This window comes from Delftia tsuruhatensis (genome assembly GCF_903815225.1).
GTDB lineage: Bacteria > Pseudomonadota > Gammaproteobacteria > Burkholderiales > Burkholderiaceae_C > Comamonas > Comamonas tsuruhatensis_A.
Map to the genome: position 1 here is coordinate 39903 of NZ_LR813084.1, position 19587 is coordinate 59489.

Sequence of the window (19587 nt, forward strand, 5' to 3'; positions counted from 1 at the left end):
TACCGTTTGGTAAGAACGTATCGCCGCGACGGGCCGGCAGCGCCCGCCACAGCCATGGCCTGCGACCGATTTCCCACGCCTCCATGCCGGCCCCAGCCCGGCATCGCGCCCGGCCGACCGCTCCGGCCAGTAGCCCCTGCCTGTGGACAAACCGATGACAAAGCCAGGCTTTCTCCATCCAGGCTACGCACAGAGTCCGTTATCCACAGTGGTGACAACCTCCATCACAGCCACGACATCCGGCACACCGAAAATTCTGGAAAAATCTCTTGAAAATCAACGACAAACCATCACAATCACCCACATCATCCACAAGCATGTCAACACGGTTTCCACAGGCCTAATACGCTCCAGACCCCTCGCCGATCTGTGAACAAGCCTGTGGATGCCACCCTGGGTACAGCATTCCCGTGCATGGGAACAAATCACGAACAGCTGGTGGATAAAGAGGACAACCACGACACACATACCCACCCGTTCGCACATGCGATTGGCAGGCACGGCGATACACATGACAGCCTGCTTGTAGGCTGTACGGCATACGCGACAGACGCTTTGTATGCTGTATTTCATAAGATTTCGCATCTTATTTAATACATATCACTGTACGAATTTTTATAAATCCATGGACCTTGATGGTCCCATGGGTCGAAAAACGCCGAAATGCATGAAAAAAAATGGGCTGATCAGGCCCTGAAATCCTTCGATGATGTGGTCGGAGCCATCCCGGGGTTCCGAAATCGTGGGGGCCAGCGAAAAATGGCGGCCCAGGTGGCACAGACCTTCAGCCAGGCCCAGCTCGGAAAAATCGATGAAGGCGCACCGGATCCGGTCCGGGCCATCGCCGTGGTCCAGGCCGGCACCGGCGTGGGCAAATCGCTGGCCTACAGCGTCCCAGCCATTGCGATGGCGCTGGCGCGCGGCACGCGGGTGCTGATCTCCACGGCCACGGTGGCCTTGCAGGAGCAGCTGGTGAACAAGGACCTTCCCGCCCTGGCCCAGCAGCTGGAGCAGCCGTTCAAGTTCGCGCTGGCCAAGGGCCGGGGACGCTTTGTCTGCAAGCTCAAGCTGGAGCGCCTGGCCAGCACCGGCGAAGCCCAGGACGAGGACATGGATGACCTGTTCGCCGAGGAGAAGGCCCAGGCCCAAAACCGCACGGCACGGCCTGCCCAGGAGCTGGAAGCGCGCATGCAGTTCTACAAAAGCATGGCCAATGCGTTGGCCACGCAGGCCTGGGACGGTGACCGCGATTCGCTGGAAACCCCGCCGGAGGCCGAGGCCTGGAGCCCGGTGGCGGCCGAATCCTCGTCCTGCACCGGCAAGCACTGTCCCGCCTTCAGCCACTGCGTCTACTACGAGCGCCGCAAGGATCTGGTCGCCGCCCAGGTCATCGTGGCCAACCACGACCTGCTGCTGTCATCCCTGGGAGCCCGGCTGCTGCCCGAACTCGACAACTGCCTGCTGGTGCTCGACGAGGCCCACCACCTGCCGGCCACGGCGCTGGGCCAGTTCGCCGGAGAAGTGGACCTGAGCCGGCTGGGCTGGATCGACAAGCTGACCAGTCGCGCGCTGCGGGTGAACACCCTGGTGGAAGTGGAGGAACTGGCCGATCTGCCCGCCCACGCCAGCCAGCTGCGCCAGCAGATGCAGGAGCTGGCGCGCCTGGTGATGGAGCAATACGGCGACAGCCTCAAGGGACAGAAGGACAGCTGGGGGCCGGCGCGCGTGCGTGCACCGCGCGGCATACTGCCCGAGGCGCTGCTGGAGCCGCTGGGCCGCATGGCCCACCATGCCAACGCCTATCTCGATGCCCTGCGCGCCATCTCCAAGGCACTGCGCGCCGCGATCAAGGAAAATCCAGAGGAAGCTCGCAGGCTGTCCACAGCCTACGCACAGGTTGGCGCACTGGCTCCCAGGCTGGAGAGCGTCTATGACACGGCACAGCTGCTGATGCAGCAGCCCGCAGAAGATGACGACAGTAGCCGCGTCCCCAATGCGAAATGGTTCACGTTGGAGACGGATGGCGAATACATCGTGGTCAAGGCGCATGCCAGCCCCATCCTGCCGGGGGCCACGCTGCGCCACCATCTGTGGTCCCAGGTGCGTGGGGCCGTCCTGACATCGGCCACTCTGACCAGCTGTGGACAATTCGACTTCTTCCTGCGCGAGGCCGGCCTGCACGACGATGCGGCCGTGACCACGCTGGAAGTGCCCAGCCCTTTCGACTACGCCCGCCAGGGCACCCTGGTGGCGCGTGAAACCCAGGCCGACCCCAAGGAGGCGGCGCGCTTCACGCAGGAGATGGTGGAGGCGCTGCTGGGCGACCTGTCCCGCGTGCAGGCCGGGGCCCTGGTGCTGTTCACCTCGCGCGAGCAGATGCGCCAGGCCGTCGATGCGCTGTCCACGGCCATGCGATCCCAGGTGCTGGTGCAGACCGCCCTGCCCCGTGCCCTGCTGCTGGCACGCCACCGCGACGCCGTGGAGATGGGCGAACCCTCGATCATCTTCGGCATGCAGTCCTTCGGTGAGGGCCTGGACCTGCCCGGAGCGCTGTGCGAATCGCTGTTCATCACCAAGCTGCCTTTCGCCCCGCCCGACGACCCCGTGGGCGAGGCACGCGCCGAATGGCTGCGCAGCAGTGGCCGCAACCCGTTCAACGAGCTGGTCGTGCCCGCCACGGCGATACGGCTGGCCCAATGGGTGGGGCGTGCCATACGCACGGAGGAGGACCAGGCCCATGTGTACTGCTATGACCGCCGCCTGGTGAACACCAGCTATGGCCAGCAACTGCTCAAGGGCCTGCCCCCCTTTGCCCTGCAGCGGCGTCCGGCACGCTGAGCCGCAGCCTGTGGACAATGCAAGGACAAGCCGGATCGAAGCTGCCCACCCGCATTGTCCCAGCCGGACAAGTCATTGATCCTTCAGGAATTTTCAAAAACTCCAACCACGCAACCTGTGCACAACCCAGTCATGCACAGGCTGTGAAGAGCATTCCTGTCATCTGAAGGCGGCCGTGCCTGGATGCAGCCGGCAGCCCCGGGGGTTTACGGCCCTGACGTCAAGCGTCTGCATGGCCAGGCCATCCCAAGGCCACCAGAAAGCCCCAGGACAGGCTCTTGTCCCCATCCCACCCCTGACGCCCTCCCCTTCCCAGGCCATCTGAGGCCCGCTGAAGGCGTCCGCCCCTCCATGGGTGTTTGCCGGCAGGCGATCCCGTCCCTCTATCCACAGCAGTGCCGCTGCCACAGCCCCCACGGGGGATCCCCCTCACGGCTCCAGGTCGGGGAAGGAATCCGTGCAATGCCGGGCCATGCGGCGCGGCGTCCATGACGGCTCTGGCAAACCATGGTTCCCACCAAGGCTGGAACACCATCATCGGCAGCCATCACTTTCCGTGATTGCCCTTGGCGGTACTGGGTTTCCTGCTCCTGATTCCGATTCCGGCGTGGCCAGGTGAGCTGGCGCAGGGGTTGAATTTTTTTGAATGGACAAAGGCCTTCTCCAGCACCTGGTCCTCCGGCAGGCGAACACCATGAGGACACCCGCAGCTGTCCACCGGTGTGCAGAACATCCTGTGGACAAAAGACGCTCCACCGGTGCTGGCCATGGGTCTTGTCCCCATGAATGACCTTATCCAGGAGGTCGCGCCGTGGAGATTTCTCGAACGAGACGCGCCAATTTCGCTGGAGACATGTCTTCCGGGCCAGTCCCCGGGTTCCAGCCGGCTGAGCGTCTTCGGTTTTCTGATGAACAGACCCTGACCAGGCTTCCCGCGGGACTTCGGCTTCGGTTGTTCTTTGGAGCTCTTATAAAAAATAGTCGTAGTAGTAGAGTCCTAATATCTCTGTGGATAAGTCAATATTTTCAATATAAATCAAAGAGATATGATCTTGAAAAACTTGTGGTCAAGGCCCTGCTCCCGCTGTCGTTCCAACGGGGATAGTTTTCCTGGTTTCGACGATTCTGTGGATAACCACAAAGTTGATCTACAGCTATCCACAGTTTTACACGCATGGTGGTTTTCCAGAGATTGATTCATAACCTATTGATTTAGAAGTACTTTTTCTGAATCAAGTCACAGATGAAAGCACGTTGGGTATGGATGGACACATGGCTCTTTGCTGTTGTGACCTGCTGCGAGACCATCTTTCCTTGAAGTCGTCACGGTTTTTTTTGTCCTGTTGGCTGCCAACGCTGTGAAAAACTGACCTCGGCTGTTATTCCTATCTCTCTTATTTTTTAGTTAGTAATAGTAGTAAGTGATCCGCTTAATTGTTGATAACTGTATTTGATCAAGTAAAATCAACAACTTACGATGTGTCAAAACCTGTGTCCGATGCTGCTGCGCAGGTGTACCCGTTTTGGGAACAACTTCCATGAGATCCAGATACCTGTGGAAAAGATCTGATTTCCTCGTTTTTTATACCCAGGTTTTTCCACAGGGCGCGCAGGCGCAAAAAAAGACCACCGCATGGGTGGTCCTGGCCAGGCTGTGGAGGCTGGGGATCAGAAGTGACGGGCGTAGCGCAGTTGCAGGAAGTTCTCGCCGGGGTTGGGCTTCTTGATACCGGCATTGGAGTGGTGTTCCAGCCGCAGCATGAGTTCATGCTGGCGCTGGCTGCCGAACAGGTATCCCATGCCGATGTGGGTGGCGAAGTTGTAGCGGGTGGGGAACGTCTTGTGGTCCGTGGCATAGCGCCGGTTCAGCGCCCAGCTCACGCCCACGCCGGTTTCCGCAAACCATGGCGAATGGCCGTTGCCGCCGCGCCATCGCAGGGTGGGGTTCAGGCCGATCACCCAGGTGCTGCGGTCGTCGCCCTGCAGTGGCGCGGACCAGCGTGCACCCCAGACGTCCCAGTAGCCGGTCAGTTGGCCGCCCCACAGGAAACGGCGCCAGTCGCGCCAGGGCAGGGTGACGCCCACGGTCCAGCTGTCGGCGCTGTGCTCGGCGGCGCCGTACTGGAGGTACATGGCGGGCGATTGCTCCGGGCTGGCGGATTGGGCCTGTGCCAGGGGCAGAACGGCACAGGTCCAGGCCAGCAAGGCCAGGGCGCGCAGCCGGGTGGATGGGCCCATGCGGGCCGGTGAGCGCCTTTGTGTCGTGGATGGCGTTGTTGGAGTGTTTTTGAAAGCCATGGTCTTCTCCAGAATCGGCAGCATCGCCGCTGCCTGTTTCACTCTAGGCAGTCTGGTGAAGATCGGTACGTCAGCAAAAAAGCCCTTGCACTGTCGGCCGCCTGACAAGGCGGCCCTGCAAGGGCTGGGGCAAGCAATCCGGCTGCCCGCAGGCTGCGGGCAGGCCAGGGCCGGTGCTTACTGGGCGGGCGCTGGGGCAGGGCGTGCCTGGCCAGGCTTGTGGTCATGGCGCGGGCCGTGGTCCATGCCATGGTGACCGTGCATGCCTTTGTGCAGCGTGGCCGCATCGAAGGTCTTTTGCTGGTTGGCATCCAGCTGGGCATAGAAGGCCTTGGTGGCCTCGCCGCGGCGGTCGGCTTCGGCCGCGCGCTGGGCACGCATCTCGCGCATCTTGTCGATGCGCTGGGGCGTGGTCAGCTTGGCGAAGTCCTCGCGCTCCATGCGCTGGGGACGCTCGCCGGGCTTGAAGCTGGCCGCATAGGTGTTCCACGCGCCTTCCTGGGCGGGCGTGAGCTTGAGGTCGGCCTTGAGCTTGGCGATGCGCTGCTGCATGCGTTCACGGAAATCTCCGCGCTTGTGCCCGGCATGGCCGGGTTGGGGTGCCGAGGCCGCGGCGGGGGCTGCCGGCGCGGCGGTCTGCGCGAACGAAGGCTGGGCGAACGATGCCAGCAGGGCGGTTGCGGCTGCTGCGCTGGCGAGGGTGCGGCGGAAAGTGGTGGTCATTCCAAGATCCTTTCTGGAGAGGGTGACGGAAGCCGCCTGCAAGGCTCTTGGCAAACCCTGTGCAGCGGATGAGGCAAGTGTGGTCGTCCGATGTATCGGGGCAGTGAGGTTTTGCGCACGGCTTGTAAAGAATTGACAAGCTTGTGCGACACCGGCCGACTGCAGGACATGCACAATGGCCGGGCAGGGCGCCGCATGCCGGGGCGCCATCTTCTATTTCCTGTTTTCCCTGATGCATGGAGGCTTCGCGGCCACGCTGCCGCATTCCGTGCGAGAAAAGGTTTTCGATGTTCAAGAACATGATCGTCTATCGCATTGCCGAGAGCTGGCAAGGCGATTTGCAGCAGCTCGAGGAGGCCCTGGCCAAGAGCCCGTTCGCCGAATGCGGCGCCACGCAGGAGCGCAGTGCCGGCTGGGTGCCGCCGCGTGGCGAGGCCCACGGCCCGCTGGCCGAGTCCGTCGCGGGCCAGTGGGTGATGCGCTTCATGACCGAGGCCAAGATGCTGCCGGCCAGCGTGCTCAACCGCCGCGTCAACGAGAAGGCTGCGCACATCGAGGCCACCGAGGGCCGCAAGCCCGGCAAGAAGGAGAAGAAGGAGCTCAAGGACGAGGCCAAGCTGGACCTGCTGCCCATGGCCTTCACCAAGCAGGGCTCGATGTGGGTCTGGCTCGATCCCCAGGCCCGTACCCTGGTGCTGGACACGGGCAGCCAGGCGCGCGCCGACGAGGTGGTGAGCATGCTGGTCGAGGGCCTCACTGGCCTGGCGCTGGCCCTGGTCGATACCCAGACCAGCGCCCAGGCCGCGATGGCGCACTGGCTGATGACCCAGGAGCCGCCCGCGGGCTTTTCCATCGACCGCGAGTGCGAGCTGAAGGCGGCCGACGAATCCAAGGCCGTGGTGCGCTATGCGCGCCATCCGCTGGACATCGATGAGGTACGCCAGCACATCGAGCACGGCAAGCTGCCCACGCGCCTGGCCATGACCTGGGATGACCGCGTGAGCTTCGTGCTGACCGAGGGCCTTCAGATACGCAAGATCGCGCTGCTCGATGCCGTGATGGAAGGCCAGTCGCAGGACGATGGCGGCTTCGATGCCGACGTGGCCATCGCCACGGGCGAGCTGTCCAGGCTGATCCCCGACCTGATCGAGGCGCTGGGCGGGGAAGGGCGCACCGGCCTGGGCCAGGGGCTGCCTGCGTCGCTGGAGACAACCGCCGTGGCGGCGAAACCGGCAGGCCGGGGCACGCTGACGGGGCCGGCCATGGCCCCGGCGGACACGGCCCCGGAAGAAGCACCGTTCTGATGCCGGTGCCGGCGATGTTTCATGTGAAACATCGCACGGGGCAAGAGAGCATCAGACCCGTTCAAACACCGCGGCGATGCCCTGGCCGCCGCCGATGCACATGGTGACCAGCGCGTAGCGGCCGCCCGTGCGATGCAGCTCGGCGATGGCCTTGGTGGTGATGATGGCCCCCGTGGCGCCCACCGGGTGGCCCAGCGAGATGCCCGAGCCGTTGGGGTTGACCTTGGCCGGGTCCAGCGCCAGCTGCTGGATCACGGCGCAGGCCTGGGCCGCGAAGGCCTCGTTGGCCTCGATCACGTCCATGTCCGCGATCTTCAGGCCCGTGCGCTGCAGCACCTTCTGGGTGGCCGGGACCGGGCCTATGCCCATGTAGGCCGGCTCCACGCCGGCATGGGCGTAGCCGACCAGGCGGGCCAGGGGCCTGAGGCCCAGTGCCGCCACGCGATCGCCCGCGGCCAGGGCCACGGCGGCGGCGCCGTCGTTGATGCCCGAGGCATTGCCGGCCGTCACGGTGCCGCCTTCCTTGCGGAAGGCGGGCTTCATGGCGGACAGCACCTCGATGGTGGTGGCGGCGCGCACATGCTCATCGGTGTCGAAGACCACGGTGCCCTTGCGCGTGGCGATTTCCACGGGGACGATCTGGTCCCTGAAGTAGCCGGCCTCGATGGCGGCCACCGCGCGCTGGTGGCTGGCGGCGGCCAGCTCGTCCTGCATCTCGCGGCTGATGTGGTAGCGCTCGGCCACGTTCTCGGCCGTGATGCCCATGTGCATCTTCTGCCAGGGATCGTGCAGGATGCCCAGCATGTAGTCGATGCTCTTGGCGTCGCCCATGCGCGCGCCCCAGCGCGCGGCCTGGTCGAAGTAGGGGCCGCGGCTCATGGATTCGCTGCCGCCGCCGATGGCCACGTCGCAGTCGCCCAGGGCGATGGCCTGGGCCGCCGAGACGATGGCCTGCAGGCCCGAGCCGCACAGGCGGTTGACGTTGAAGGCGGGTGTCTCGATGGGGCAGCCCGCATCGATGGCGGCCACGCGCGAGAGGTAGGCATCCTTGGTGTCGGTGGGGATCACATTGCCCATGACCACATGGCCCACGGCATCGGGCGCCAGGCCGGCGCGTTCGATGGCGGCCTTGACGGCGGTGGTGGCCAGCTGGGTGTTGGGCACGTCCTTGAGGCTGCCGCCGAAGGTGCCGATGGCGGTGCGCGCGGTGCCGACGACGAAGACGTCGCGTGGGGTCATGGTGAAACTCCTCGAAGCAATGAACACGGGGATGGATGGCGTGCATTGTGCCGGGTGTGCTGCCTTTTGCGCAGCCTCCTCGGCGTCAGGCGGCGGCCCTCCCAGGTCCTTGCTGCCTTGACTCAACGCCCTTCGAAACGGGGCGTCTGTTTCGCGTGGAAAGCGGCGATGCCGCGCGGCAGGTCGGCCGTGCGCGCGCAGGCGTCGAAGGCACAGGCCTCGGCTGCGAGCTGATCGCGCAGGCCGCGGTCCAGGCCCGCGCGCAGGAGGCGGCGCATGTGGCCCAGGGCCACGGTGGGACCTGCGGCCAGGCGTTCGGCCAGCTGCTGCACGGCGCAATCCAGCTCCGGGCCGGGCAGGGCGCGGTTGATGAGGCCCAGGCGCTGCGCATCGGCGCTGCCGAGGGTCTCACCCAGCATGGCGATCTCCAGCGCGTTGCGCAGGCCCACGATGCGCGGCAGTGCCCAGGAGGCGCCCACATCGCAGCTGGCGCCCAGTTGGATGTAGGCCAGGTTGAAACGCGTGCCTTCGGCTGCGTAGACGAAGTCGGCCTGCAGCATCAGCGACAGCCCGGCACCGGCGGCTGCACCATGCACCTTGGCGATGACGGGGGCATCGAGCTGGCCCAGCAGCACCACGGCCTCGTTGAGCGGCGCCAGCAGCTCGGCGGCGCCGCGCACGGGGTCGGCCGCCAGCGTGTCCAGGTCGCCGCCGGCCATGAAGGCGCGGCCCGCGCCCTGCATCACCACGCAGCGCAGCGCGCGGTCCTGGGCCAGGGCGCGCACGGCATCGCGCAGCGCCAGCGCCATGGGCACGTCGATGGCGTTGAGGGCGGCGGGGCGGTGGAAGGTCAGCGTGGCGATGGCGCCTTCGCGGTGCAGCAGCAGCGGGGTCTCGTTCATCAGGGGCGCCTTCAGTGGTACAGCGCCTCGATTTCGGGCGCGTAGGTCTTGTAGATGGACGAGCGGCGCACCTTCATGGTGGCCGTGACCTCGCCGTCGTCGTGGTCCAGCTCCTTGGTCAGCAGATGGAAGCGCCGCACCTGCGCGACCTGGGCCAGGCGCGCATTGCCCCGGGCGATCTCGGCGTCGATCAGCGCACGCACCGGCTGCATCTCGGCCAGCGAGCGGAAGTTCGTGAACGGGATGCGCCGCGCCTCGGCCCATTTGCCCACGGTCTCGTAGTCGATCTGCACCAGCGCGCCCACGAATTTGCGGCCGTCCGCGACCACGATGCATTCCTTGATGAAGGGGCTGGACTTCATGGTGTTCTCGATCTCCGAGGGCGTGAGGTTCTTGCCGCCGGCCGTGATCATGATGTCCTTGAGGCGGTCCACGATGCGCAGTTGCCCGCGCTCTTCGCGCACCACGTCGCCTGTGTGCAGCCAGCCGTCCTGGATGCTTTGCGCCGTGGCCTCGGGGTTCTTGTAGTAGCCCGCGAAGACCATGTCGCCCCGGATCTGCAATTCGCCGCTTCCGTCGTCGCTGCCATGGTCGCTGGCGTTTGCCGCGATGCGCCACTGCACGCCCTCGGTGGGCACGCCCACCGTGCCCACGATCACCTGGTCCAGACGGTGGCCGCTGACCATGCCCGTTGATTCGGTCAGGCCGTAGACCTCGATCAGCGGCACGCCCAGCGTGCGGAAAAAGCGCACCACGTCGGGCGGGATGGGCGCGGCGCCCGTGAGCGCCACGCGCGCCTGGCGCAGGCCGATGAAGTTCTGCAACGCGCGAAGAATGCTCCAGTAGCTGGCAGCGTAGCCCAGGCGCTCGCCCAGGCTCCACTGCGCGCGCGGCTTGTCGGCCAGGGGCGCGCAGAAGGCCATGGCGCGGGCATACAGGGCGCGGCGCAGCGGGCCGGTTTCCTGCATCTTGATGCTGATGGCCGCATGCAGCTTTTCCCAGATGCGCGGCACGCCCAGGAACATGTCGGGTGCGACCTCGCGCAGGTCCTCCTGCACCGTGCGTATGGACTCTCCGAAGTGCACCTGGGAGCCCAGGTAGACGGGCACGAAGCTGGTCAGCATCTGCTCGGCCACATGGCACAGCGGCAGGTAGGACAGGTGGCGCGTGGCGGCATCCAGTCCCAGCCGCTGGGCGATGCCCGGCACCACGCCGCGGATGTTGCGGTAGGTGATCATGGCGCCCTTGGGTTTTCCCGTGGAACCCGAGGTGTAGATCATCAGGCCCACATCGTCGAGCGTCTGGCGTGCCAGGGCCTCGTCGATGCGCGTGCAAAGGCGGGCCTGGGCGCCCAGGCGCTCGACCTCGCCGAAGGTGGCGATCAGGGCGCGGACTTCGGGCGCGAAGCTGCGCAGGCCCTTGGTTTCGATGACGATGATCTTCCTGAGGCGCGGCAGCTGGGGCAGGGCGGCCAGCAGCTTGTCGGCCTGCTCCTGGTCCTCGCAGACCATGATCTCGATGTCGGCATGGCCGGCCACGTAGGCGACCTCGGGCATGGGGCTGGTGGGGTACACGCCCACGGTGACTGCGCCGATCAGGCCGGCCCCCATCTGGGCCAGCACCCATTCGATGCGGTTCTCGGAGATCACGCCCAGATGGCCGCCGTGCGCCAGGCCCAGCTGGCCCAGGCCCAGGCCGAAATGGCTGGCGCGCTCGTGGTATCGCGCCCAGGTCGTGGGCTTCCAGATGCCGAAGTCCTTTTGCCGGATCGCCACGCGCGACGCATCGCTGCGCGCGCGCCGGGCCAGCATCTGGGGCAGGGTGAGTTCGGGAAGGGCTTGCATGTGCGTTCCCAGGCTAGGACAACCAGCGCTTGCGGCGCTTGTAGTGCTTCAGATCTCGAAAACTTTTCGCCTCTCCGCCGCCGCCCATGCCCAGGTAGAACTCGCGCACGTCGGCGTCCTGGGCCAGGCGTTCGGCCGGCCCGTCGATGACGATCTTGCCGTTCTCCATGATGTAGCCGCCGTGCGCCACGGCCAGGGCCACGGTGGCGTTCTGCTCGACCAGCAGCATGGAGGTGCCGCGCTCGGCATTGATGCGCGCGATGATGGTGAAGATGTCCTCCACCAGCTTCGGTGAAAGCCCCAGCGAGGGCTCGTCCAGCAGCATCAGCTGGGGCTGGGCGATCAGCGCGCGGCCGATGGCCAGCATCTGCTGCTCGCCGCCCGACAGGTAGCCGGCCAGGCCCCTGCGGCGCTCGTGCAGGCGCGGGAAGTAGCTGTAGACCAGGTCGAAGTCGGGGCGCACGTCGCGGCGGCCCGTGAGCGCATAGGTGGCGGCCACGAGGTTTTCCTCCACCGTGAGGTCCTCGAACACGCGCCGGCCCTCCATCACATGCGACAGCCCCAGGCGCACCAGCTGCTGGGGCGCGTATTGCCCGTTGGACTGGCCGTTGTAGCGCACGCTGCCGCTGGCCAGCAGGCCATCCTCCAGCGCCAGCAGGCCCGAGGCGGCCTTGAGCGTGGTGCTCTTGCCCGCCCCGTTGCTGCCCAGCAGCGCCACGATCTGTCCACGTGGAACGGCCAGCGACAGGCCGCGCAGGGCCTGCACGACCTTGTTGTAGATGACCTCGATGTTGTTGATTTCGAGGATGTTGTCCGTTGCGGGCGTGGGCTGCTGGGTCATGTCGTGCCGTGGGTCAGAGCGCGATCCAATCCGAGGCCGGCAGCATCTTCTGCACCTTCATGTCGGCCTTGTAGACCCGGCCCACGGGGATGGAGTTGCCCTTGATGGTGATGGGCACGCCGATCAGCCCGCCCGTGTCGAAGTCCTTGATGGAGTTCAGCGCGGCCTTGAGGTTGGGGCCGGTGAGCGGCTTGCCCGCGTCCAGGCAGCGCCTGGCCGATTCCACGAACAGCATGGCCGCCAGAAAGCCCTGGATGTAGGCCGTGCTCTGGTACTCGGGGCGCAGCGCGCGGATCTTGTCCAGCATGGGCGCCTTGGCCGAGGTGTCGTAGTAGTAGCGGTAGGGCATGACGCCCATGAAGCCGTCGCCGGCCTCGCCCATCTTCATGACGGTGGAGCTGTCCATGGTCCAGAAGGTGCCCATCCAGCGGCTGGTCATGCCCATCTGCTTGCCCTGCTGGATGAACTCCGGGATGGGCGCGAGGATGTAGCCGTGGAAGATGGTGTAGTCGGGTGCGGCGCGGCGCAGCTTGATGACCTCGGTGGACACGTCCACGCTGCCTGGCGGCGTCATCAGCTTGGCCACGATGCTCAGCCCCAGCTTCTTCGCCGCGGCCTCGCTGGCCTCGATGGGGTCGCGGCCGAACTCGGAGTCCGAGTAGACGAAGGCCACCTTGGCGCCCGGCTTCTCCTGGGCGATGTGCTTGAGCAGGATGCCGAACATCTCCGTGTAGTCGGGCCCCACGAGGAACTGGTTCGGGTACCTGGCCGGGTTGTTGAGTTCGGTGGCGAACGAGGCGCCGGCCATGAGGATGTGGCCGTTGCGGTCCAGCTCCGGATTGATGGTCTTGGAAAAGCCCGTGGAGTCGCCGTAGTAGAGGCTGACCTTGTTCTGGCTGGTGATCTTCTTGAACGCGGCCACCGACACATCGACCTTGTAGCCCGTGTCCTCGGGCACGTAGCGGATCCTGCGGCCCTTGATGCCGCCCGCATCGTTGACCATCTTCACGTAGTCGCCCATGCCGGCATTGATGCCCACGCCCGCGAAGGCGAACACGCCGGTCATGGGGATGGAGCCGCCGATCACGATGTCCTCGCCGCCGGCCTGGGCGCGGCCCGCTTGGGCGCGGGCCGTGAGGGGCAGGGCCAGGCTGGCGCCGGCCGCCAGCAGCAGGCTGCGGCGGCGCTCGGAATTCGGGGGATGCTGCATGCTTGTCTCCTAGTCAATTGCGGAAGGGCCACAGGTGGAAGAAGCGGCGCAGGCGCCGCCACATCTGGGCGAGCCCCTGCGGCTCGAACACCAGAAACACGATGATCAGCAGCCCGAACACCATGGTGCGCACGGGCGAGAGAAACACCGCCAGCTCGGTGCCGCCGGGCAGCAGGTCCACGATGAGCTTGAGCAGCTCGGGCACCATGGTCATGAAGACCGCGCCCAGGATGCCGCCCAGGATGGAGCCCATGCCGCCGACGATGATGGCGGCCAGGAAGAAGATGGACATCAAGAGCGGAAAGCTCTCGGGCGTGACCACGCGGAAGAAGTAGGCCCACAGGCCACCGGCCACGCCCGCGTAGAACGAGGACAGCCCGAAGGACAGCAGCTTGTAACGCAGCAGCGGGATGCCCAGCACCTCGGCCGAGATGTCGCGGTCGCGGATGGCGATGAAGGCGCGGCCGATGCGCGTGCGAAACAGGTTGGCCGCGCCCAGCAGCATCAGCAGCGTGACGGGCACGATCACCCAGTACAGCCGGAACGACGTGTCCAGCGGCAGGCCGAAGGCCGTGGCCGGCGGCACCGCCAGGCCCGCCGTGCCGCCTGTGAGCCCGAGGTTGGCGAACAGGAAATGCGCGATGAACGAGGCCGCGATGGTGGCGATCGCCAGGTACAGGCCCTTGACGCGCAGCGAGGGCAGGCCCACCACGATGCCGCCCAGCATGGCCACCAGGCCGCCGGCCAGCAGATTCACGGGAAACGGCATGCCCCAGCGCGTCTGCAGGATGGCCACCGTGTAGGCACCCAGGCCCATGAAGGCGGCCTGGCCCAGGCTGACCAGGCCGGTGTAGCCCGTGAGGATGTTCAGCCCCGTGGCGCTGGCCACGTTGATGCTGACCAGGCAGGCCAGATACAGCCAGTAGTCGCTGGCCAGGAAGGGAAACAGCAGCAGCAGCGCGCCGGCCACGGCCAGCCAGGTGCGTTGCGTGCGGGAGTCGAACAGCGCCGCATCGGCGACGTAGCTTTCCTTGAGCGTACCAATGCGCATGGCGGCCTTCCTAGAGACGTTCGATTTCGTGCGTGCCGAACAGGCCGTAGGGCCTGAGCATGAGCACCACCACCAGCACGATGAAGGTGGCCAGCAGCTTGTATTCGCCACCCAGGTAGGCGCCGGCCAGCGCCTCCACCAGGCCGATGAACAGGCCGCCGACCAGGGCGCCGAGCACGCTGTCCAGCCCGCCCACGATGACGACCACCAGCACCGACAGCCCGAACACGCCCATGCCCGACGAGATGCCGCCGATGGCGCCGACGATGATTCCCGAGACGGCGGCGATCATGGCCGACACCACCCAGGCCAGCGAGAACACGCGCGGCACGTTGATGCCCACCGAATAGGCGGCGGCCTGGTCGCCGGCCGTGGCGCGCAGGGCCACGCCGCCGCGCCAGAAGCGGAACACCAGCAGCACGGCCGCGATGAAGACCACGGCGACGGCCGCGCCCCAGGCCACCTTGGGGGCGAGAAAGGCCTCGCCGATCACCACCGGCTGCGTGGGCATGAACTCGGGCAGGCGGCGCTGGTCGGCCGTCCAGATCAGCTCCACCAGGCCCACCAGCACCGAGGCCAGTCCCACGGTGACCATGAACACGGAGATCGGCGGCTCGCCCAGCAGGGGCCGGATCATGGTGCGCTCGATCAGCGCGCCCAGCAGGCCCGTGCCCAGCACGGCTGCGGGAATCGCCAGCCACAGCGGCAGCGCGAACAGGGCGGCGAAGGTGAAGAACAGGTAGGCACCCACCATCAGCAGCTCGCCGATGGCGATGTTGACCACGCGCGTGGCCTTGTAGACCACCACGAAGGCCAGCGCCGCCAGCGCATACAGGCCGCCGCCGGCCAGGCCGGTGAGGCTGATCTCGAACAGGTAGGCCCAGTCCATCATGCGGCCCCCGGGGCCAGGGCGGCTGGCGCTGCCGCCGGGCTGGCGCGCAGCCTGCGCCGCAGCTCTCCGACGTCGCCCGCGCCCAGGTAGGCTCGGTTGACCTCGGGGTCGGCCTGGACCACGGCCGGCGTGCCCTGGGCGATGACCTGGCCGAAGTTGAGCACCACCACGTGGTCGGACAGGTCCATCACCATGCCCATGTCGTGCTCGACCATGAGCACGGTCACGTCCCACTCGGCACGCACGTCGAGGATGAAGCGCGCCATGTCCTCGGTCTCCTCGCGGTTCATGCCGGCCACGGGCTCGTCCAGCATCAGGATGCGCGGCTGCATGGCCAGGGCGCGGGCCATCTCCACGCGCTTTTGCAGGCCGTAGGACAGGGCGGCCACGGGCGCGTGGCGGATGTGGTCGATCTCCAGGAAATCGATGATGCGTTCCTCGATGTCGCGGCGCAGCTCGGCCTCCTCGCGGTGCGCGCGGCCCAGGTAGAGCAGGGCGTCGAAGACGTTGGTGCGCAGGTGGGCGTGGCGGCCCAGCTTGATGTTGTCCAGCACCGTCATGCCCCGGAACAGCGCGATGTTCTGGAAGCTGCGCCCCAGCCCCAGCCGGGCGCGCTGCGGCGCCGGCACGCGCGTGATATCCCGGCCCTGGAAACGGATGGCTCCGCCCGTGGGCCGGTAAAAGCCCGAGATGGTGTTGAACAGCGAGGTCTTGCCCGCGCCATTGGGGCCGATCACGGCCGTGATGGAGCCGGGCTGCACATCGAAGCCCACGCCCGACAGCGCCTTCACGCCGCCAAAGGCGAGCGTGACGCCATCGACCTGCAGCAACGGGGCGGCCGGGCCGCCTGCGGGTTGTGTCTCCATCGCTCTCCCGTACGGTTTTCTTCGAGTCGGACAGATGTCTACTGACGCGTAGGCTATTTACTTTGGAGTAGATTCTGGTTGCCGCCCCCCGCATGCAGCATCGGTGCTTTCCCCGGTGCGACCAACGCCATGAAGCCATCGACCGCCGCCGCCAAGACCCGCACCACTGCCCGCCGCAAGCCGGATCCGACCCCGGTGGCATCGCCCTGGAGCACGGCGCCCGACCGCGAGCAGCAGCGCGAGGCCAAGCGCCAGGCCGTGCTCCAGGCGGCCGCGCAACTGTTCAACGAGCGCGGCTTTCACGCCACCTCGCTGGATGACATCGCCGCGCGGCTGGGCGTGAGCAAGCCCACGCTGTACTACTACGTGAAGAACAAGGACGAGATCCTGCTGCAGTGCGTCAACCAGGGCCTGGCCATGACGCTGGAAGGCATAGAGGCCTCGCGCCGCGCGGGCGGGAAGGCCATCGACCAGCTGCGCGCCTGCATGCAGGTCTATGCGCGCATCGTCACCATGGACTTCGGCATGTGCCTGATCCGCGTGGGCGACGAGCAGGTGCCGCCCGACAGCCGCAAGGAGCTGCGCCGCCAGAAGGCCGCCATCGACCAGGCCTTCCGCCGCCTGGTGGCGGCCGGCGTGAAGGAAGGATCGGTGGCGCCCTGCGACCCCAAGATCACGGCCTTCGTGATCGCCGGCGCGCTCAGCTGGATCGGGCGCTGGTACCAGCCGGGCGGGCAGTATCCGGCCGAGGAGGTGGCGCGGCAGTGCATCGAGACCCTGATGGGAGGGGTGCTGAGCAGGCCCCAGGAGACACCGAAAGCGCGCAAGCGCGCACCACGGCGCATCGGCGCAGACGATTCCTGAAGCCTCAGCGCAGGCTGCTATGGCCTCGCGTTGTCCTGTGCCGCCAGATCATCCAGGATCGGACAATCGGGCCGGTCATCCCCATGGCAGCAGTGCACCAGGGTCTGGAGCGTGCGCTGCATGGCCTGCATGGAGGCGATGCGCTCGGTCAGCGCCTCGATGTGGCGCTGCGCGATGTCCTTGACCTGGCTGCTGGCGCGGCTCTTGTCCTGCCAAAGGCCCAGCAGGGTGGCGATCTCCTCCATCGAAAAGCCCAGGTCGCGTGCGCGCCGGATGAAGCGCAGGGCATGCACGTCGGACTCGGCGTACTGGCGGTAGCCGCTGTCGGTGCGGTGCATGGGCGGCAGCAGGCCCTGGGCTTCGTAGTGGCGCACCATGCGCGCCGAGACACCGGCGCGGCGCGCGGCCTCGCCGATGGAGACGGGCCAGTGCGGTGCGGTGTGCTCGGGCATGGCGGCTGTCCCTCAGGCGACCTCGTAGCCTTCCTCGGCGATGGCGGCGCCCAGCGCCTCGCGGCTGGCCGCGCTTTCGACTTCCACACGCTGGGCGGCCCGGTCGATCTTGACCTGGGCCTGGCTGTCCACGCCCTGCACTGCCTGGGTGACGCTGCGTTCGCAGTGGCCGCAGGTCATTCCCTGCACCTTGAAAACATGTTGCATTGCTTGCTCCTGGTTGGGCGCGCCACGGTGGCGCATGCCATGGAGCGTATGTTGAACCTTGACATCATGCCAAGGTCAAGGACCTGGCCGGTTCAGGGTTGATCTGGCCCAAATCGGCACTCGCGGGCCGGCTCAATGATTCGGCTGGCTGTCCGATACATCGAAAAGAGCCCGGAATATGCAAAAACCGTCATAGACCATTGGCGATCATCTGACAAACTGCAACAATTTGTATTTACGTTGGCGTCCGGCATCTGGAGACCGTGCAGGCGCCCTGACTGACAGAGAGGAAACGGTCATGAACTTGTTGGGAATGATGCGGGCATTCACGATCCGCACGCGGATGCTGGGGGCCATCGCCATGGTGCTGGTGCTGCTGGGTCTGCTGGGTGGAGCCGGCATGCTGGGCATGTTCCGCATCCACGGCATGAGCCAGCAGTTCATGCATTCCTCGTATGCCAAGATGGGCTACATGGTGGAGATGCGTACCGAGCTGGGGGCCGTGCGTGCCCATGAAAAGGACATGATCATCCAGTACGAGCGCCCCGAGGAAGTGCGCAAGGCCCACAACCAGTGGACCGCCGCCATCGAGCGCACGAAGGCCGTGGCCGCGCGTTTCCTCAAGGATGAAGATCCGGCCGACGACGCCATCGTCAACGGCATCGTCGAGCGCATGGACCGCTACCGCCAGCAGTTCGAGCATATCGCCCGCCAGCTGGAGGCCGGTGGCTATGACACGGCAACCACGGCCAACCGCATGAGCGGCAAGGCCATGGCCGAGGTGGCCGAAGTCGAGAAGCTGATCGCCCAGCTCGACGGACTGCTGCGCCAGCAGGTGGATGCCATGGCCGCCCAGGAGCAGGGCGTGGCGGAGCAGACGCAGTGGATCTTCGTGGCCGCGGTGGTGCTCACCGTGATCGTGGTCGTGCCGCTGACCCTGCTGAACATGCTGTCCATCTGCCGTCCGCTGGTGCAGGCACGCCAGATGGCCCTGACCATTGCCCAGGGCGATCTGTCGCAGAGCGTGAAGGTGCAGGGCAAGGACGAAGTGGCCGACCTCCAGCGCGCGCTGGACCAGATGCAGCAGGGCCTGGGCGCCATGGTGACCCAGGTGCGCGATGCCAGCGGCAACATCGCCACGGCCAGCCAGGAGATCGCCACGGGCAACCAGGATCTGTCCTCGCGCACGGAGCAGACGGCCAGCAACGTGCAGGAGACGGTGGCTTCGCTGTCCCAGCTCACGGCCACGGTGCAGCAGACGGCCTCGTCCTCGCAGCTGGCCAATCAGCTGGCGGCCTCCGCTTCGACCACGGCCACGCGCGGTGGCGACGTGGTGGCCCAGGCCGTGGTCAGCATGCAGGAGATCACCACCTCCAGCCGCAAGATCGGCGACATCATCGGCCTGATCGACTCCATCGCCTTCCAGACCAACATCCTCGCGCTGAACGCCGCCGTGGAAGCGGCGCGTGCCGGCGAGCAGGGCCGTGGCTTCGCCGTGGTGGCCGCCGAAGTGCGTTCCCTGGCCCAGCGCTCGGCGCAGGCGGCCAGCGAGATCAAGGCGCTGATCCAGACCAGCGTGCAGGCCGTGGACGTGGGCGTGCGCCAGGTCGAGGATGCCGGCAAGACCATGAAGGAGATCGTGGACAGCGTGCAGCGCGTGGGCGACATCATCGGCGAGATCACCGCGGCATCCAGCGAGCAGTCGGGCGGCATCGGCCAGGTCAACCAGGCCGTGGGCGACATCGACCGCATGACGCAGCAGAACGCTGCCCTGGTCGAGGAGTCAGCCGCCGCCGCCGAGTCGCTGCGCGAACAGGCCGCGCGCCTGGCCCAGGTGGTAGGCCAGTTCCGCGTGGCCGGCTCGGCCGTGGCCTCCATGGCCGTGCCGTCCCATGGCCGGCCCGTCCGGAGCCAGCCCGGCCTGGCACCGGCGGCCGGTCGTGCCCCGCTGGCATCGACTCAGGAACCCCAGTTGCTGGAGCATGCCTGACGGGCCGGGGCCCGTGCCCCGGGTTCCACATGAAGCAAAAAAGCCCGCAGGCCATGCCAGCGGGCT

The 19587-nt window shown here is 66.4% G+C and carries 16 protein-coding genes; 4 read left to right on the forward strand and 12 right to left on the reverse strand.

The window, feature by feature from the left end; all coding sequences use genetic code 11:
• The first annotated feature begins 663 nt into the window (after positions 1-663).
• Positions 664-2838 (forward strand): ATP-dependent DNA helicase DinG, encoded by a 2175-nt coding sequence (gene dinG / locus L1Z78_RS00175; RefSeq protein WP_234639577.1) that lies wholly within the window; start codon positions 664-666, stop codon positions 2836-2838.
• A gap of 1668 nt (positions 2839-4506) precedes the next feature.
• Here the strand turns inward: dinG and L1Z78_RS00180 are convergent.
• A complete protein-coding gene (locus L1Z78_RS00180; RefSeq protein ID WP_418921660.1) occupies positions 4507-5076 on the reverse strand; it encodes an acyloxyacyl hydrolase in 570 nt (189 codons plus the stop codon).
• Between the two features lie 237 nt (positions 5077-5313).
• The gene (locus L1Z78_RS00185) at positions 5314-5859 is read right to left on the reverse strand and encodes a Spy/CpxP family protein refolding chaperone (RefSeq protein ID WP_234639579.1); all 546 of its coding nucleotides are present in this window, start codon (positions 5857-5859) and stop codon (positions 5314-5316) included.
• A 287-nt stretch (positions 5860-6146) separates the two neighbouring features.
• Between L1Z78_RS00185 and L1Z78_RS00190 the strand changes: the two genes are divergently transcribed.
• Positions 6147-7163, forward strand: coding sequence for a recombination-associated protein RdgC (locus L1Z78_RS00190; RefSeq protein WP_234639580.1), 1017 nt, complete (start codon positions 6147-6149; stop codon positions 7161-7163).
• Between the two features lie 51 nt (positions 7164-7214).
• Here L1Z78_RS00190 and L1Z78_RS00195 read toward each other — a convergent pair whose 3' ends face one another.
• The 8 genes from L1Z78_RS00195 to L1Z78_RS00230 form a co-directional block, all read right to left on the reverse strand.
• Positions 7215-8402, reverse strand: a complete 1188-nt coding sequence (locus L1Z78_RS00195) for an acetyl-CoA C-acyltransferase family protein (RefSeq protein ID WP_234639581.1) — start codon at positions 8400-8402, stop codon at positions 7215-7217.
• Between the two features lie 122 nt (positions 8403-8524).
• Positions 8525-9304 carry an enoyl-CoA hydratase/isomerase family protein gene (locus tag L1Z78_RS00200; protein ID WP_234639582.1) on the reverse strand — a complete coding sequence of 260 codons (780 nt, stop codon included), beginning with the start codon at positions 9302-9304 and terminating at the stop codon, positions 8525-8527.
• Positions 9305-9315: 11 nt separating this feature from the next.
• Positions 9316-11148 carry an AMP-dependent synthetase/ligase gene (locus L1Z78_RS00205; RefSeq protein WP_234639583.1) on the reverse strand — a complete coding sequence of 611 codons (1833 nt, stop codon included), beginning with the start codon at positions 11146-11148 and terminating at the stop codon, positions 9316-9318.
• A gap of 13 nt (positions 11149-11161) precedes the next feature.
• Positions 11162-11989, reverse strand: a complete 828-nt coding sequence (locus L1Z78_RS00210) for an ABC transporter ATP-binding protein (RefSeq protein ID WP_234639584.1) — start codon at positions 11987-11989, stop codon at positions 11162-11164.
• 13 nt (positions 11990-12002) lie between these two features.
• Complete coding sequence (locus L1Z78_RS00215) at positions 12003-13199, reverse strand: ABC transporter substrate-binding protein (RefSeq protein WP_234639585.1); 1197 nt, start codon at positions 13197-13199, stop codon at positions 12003-12005.
• A gap of 13 nt (positions 13200-13212) precedes the next feature.
• Positions 13213-14250 carry a branched-chain amino acid ABC transporter permease gene (locus L1Z78_RS00220; protein ID WP_234639586.1) on the reverse strand — a complete coding sequence of 346 codons (1038 nt, stop codon included), beginning with the start codon at positions 14248-14250 and terminating at the stop codon, positions 13213-13215.
• A 10-nt stretch (positions 14251-14260) separates the two neighbouring features.
• A complete protein-coding gene (locus L1Z78_RS00225) occupies positions 14261-15142 on the reverse strand; it encodes a branched-chain amino acid ABC transporter permease (RefSeq protein WP_234639587.1) in 882 nt (293 codons plus the stop codon).
• Entirely contained in the window at positions 15139-16008 is an 870-nt protein-coding gene (locus L1Z78_RS00230; RefSeq protein WP_234639588.1) for an ABC transporter ATP-binding protein, read from the reverse strand. Before L1Z78_RS00230 ends, L1Z78_RS00225 begins: the two co-directional genes overlap by 4 nt.
• 129 nt (positions 16009-16137) lie before the next feature.
• Between L1Z78_RS00230 and L1Z78_RS00235 the strand changes: the two genes are divergently transcribed.
• Entirely contained in the window at positions 16138-16872 is a 735-nt protein-coding gene (locus L1Z78_RS00235; protein ID WP_234639589.1) for a TetR/AcrR family transcriptional regulator, read from the forward strand.
• Positions 16873-16889: 17 nt separating this feature from the next.
• Here L1Z78_RS00235 and cueR read toward each other — a convergent pair whose 3' ends face one another.
• Positions 16890-17324: a Cu(I)-responsive transcriptional regulator gene (cueR, locus tag L1Z78_RS00240; RefSeq protein WP_234639590.1), complete on the reverse strand. Its 435-nt coding sequence runs from the start codon at positions 17322-17324 to the stop codon at positions 16890-16892.
• 12 nt (positions 17325-17336) lie between these two features.
• Positions 17337-17531, reverse strand: a complete 195-nt coding sequence (locus tag L1Z78_RS00245; protein WP_234639591.1) for a heavy-metal-associated domain-containing protein — start codon at positions 17529-17531, stop codon at positions 17337-17339.
• A gap of 298 nt (positions 17532-17829) precedes the next feature.
• Here L1Z78_RS00245 and L1Z78_RS00250 point away from each other — a divergent pair, with 298 nt between their 5' ends.
• Positions 17830-19521, forward strand: coding sequence for a methyl-accepting chemotaxis protein (locus L1Z78_RS00250; RefSeq protein WP_234639592.1), 1692 nt, complete (start codon positions 17830-17832; stop codon positions 19519-19521).
• Positions 19522-19587: the final 66 nt, after the last annotated feature.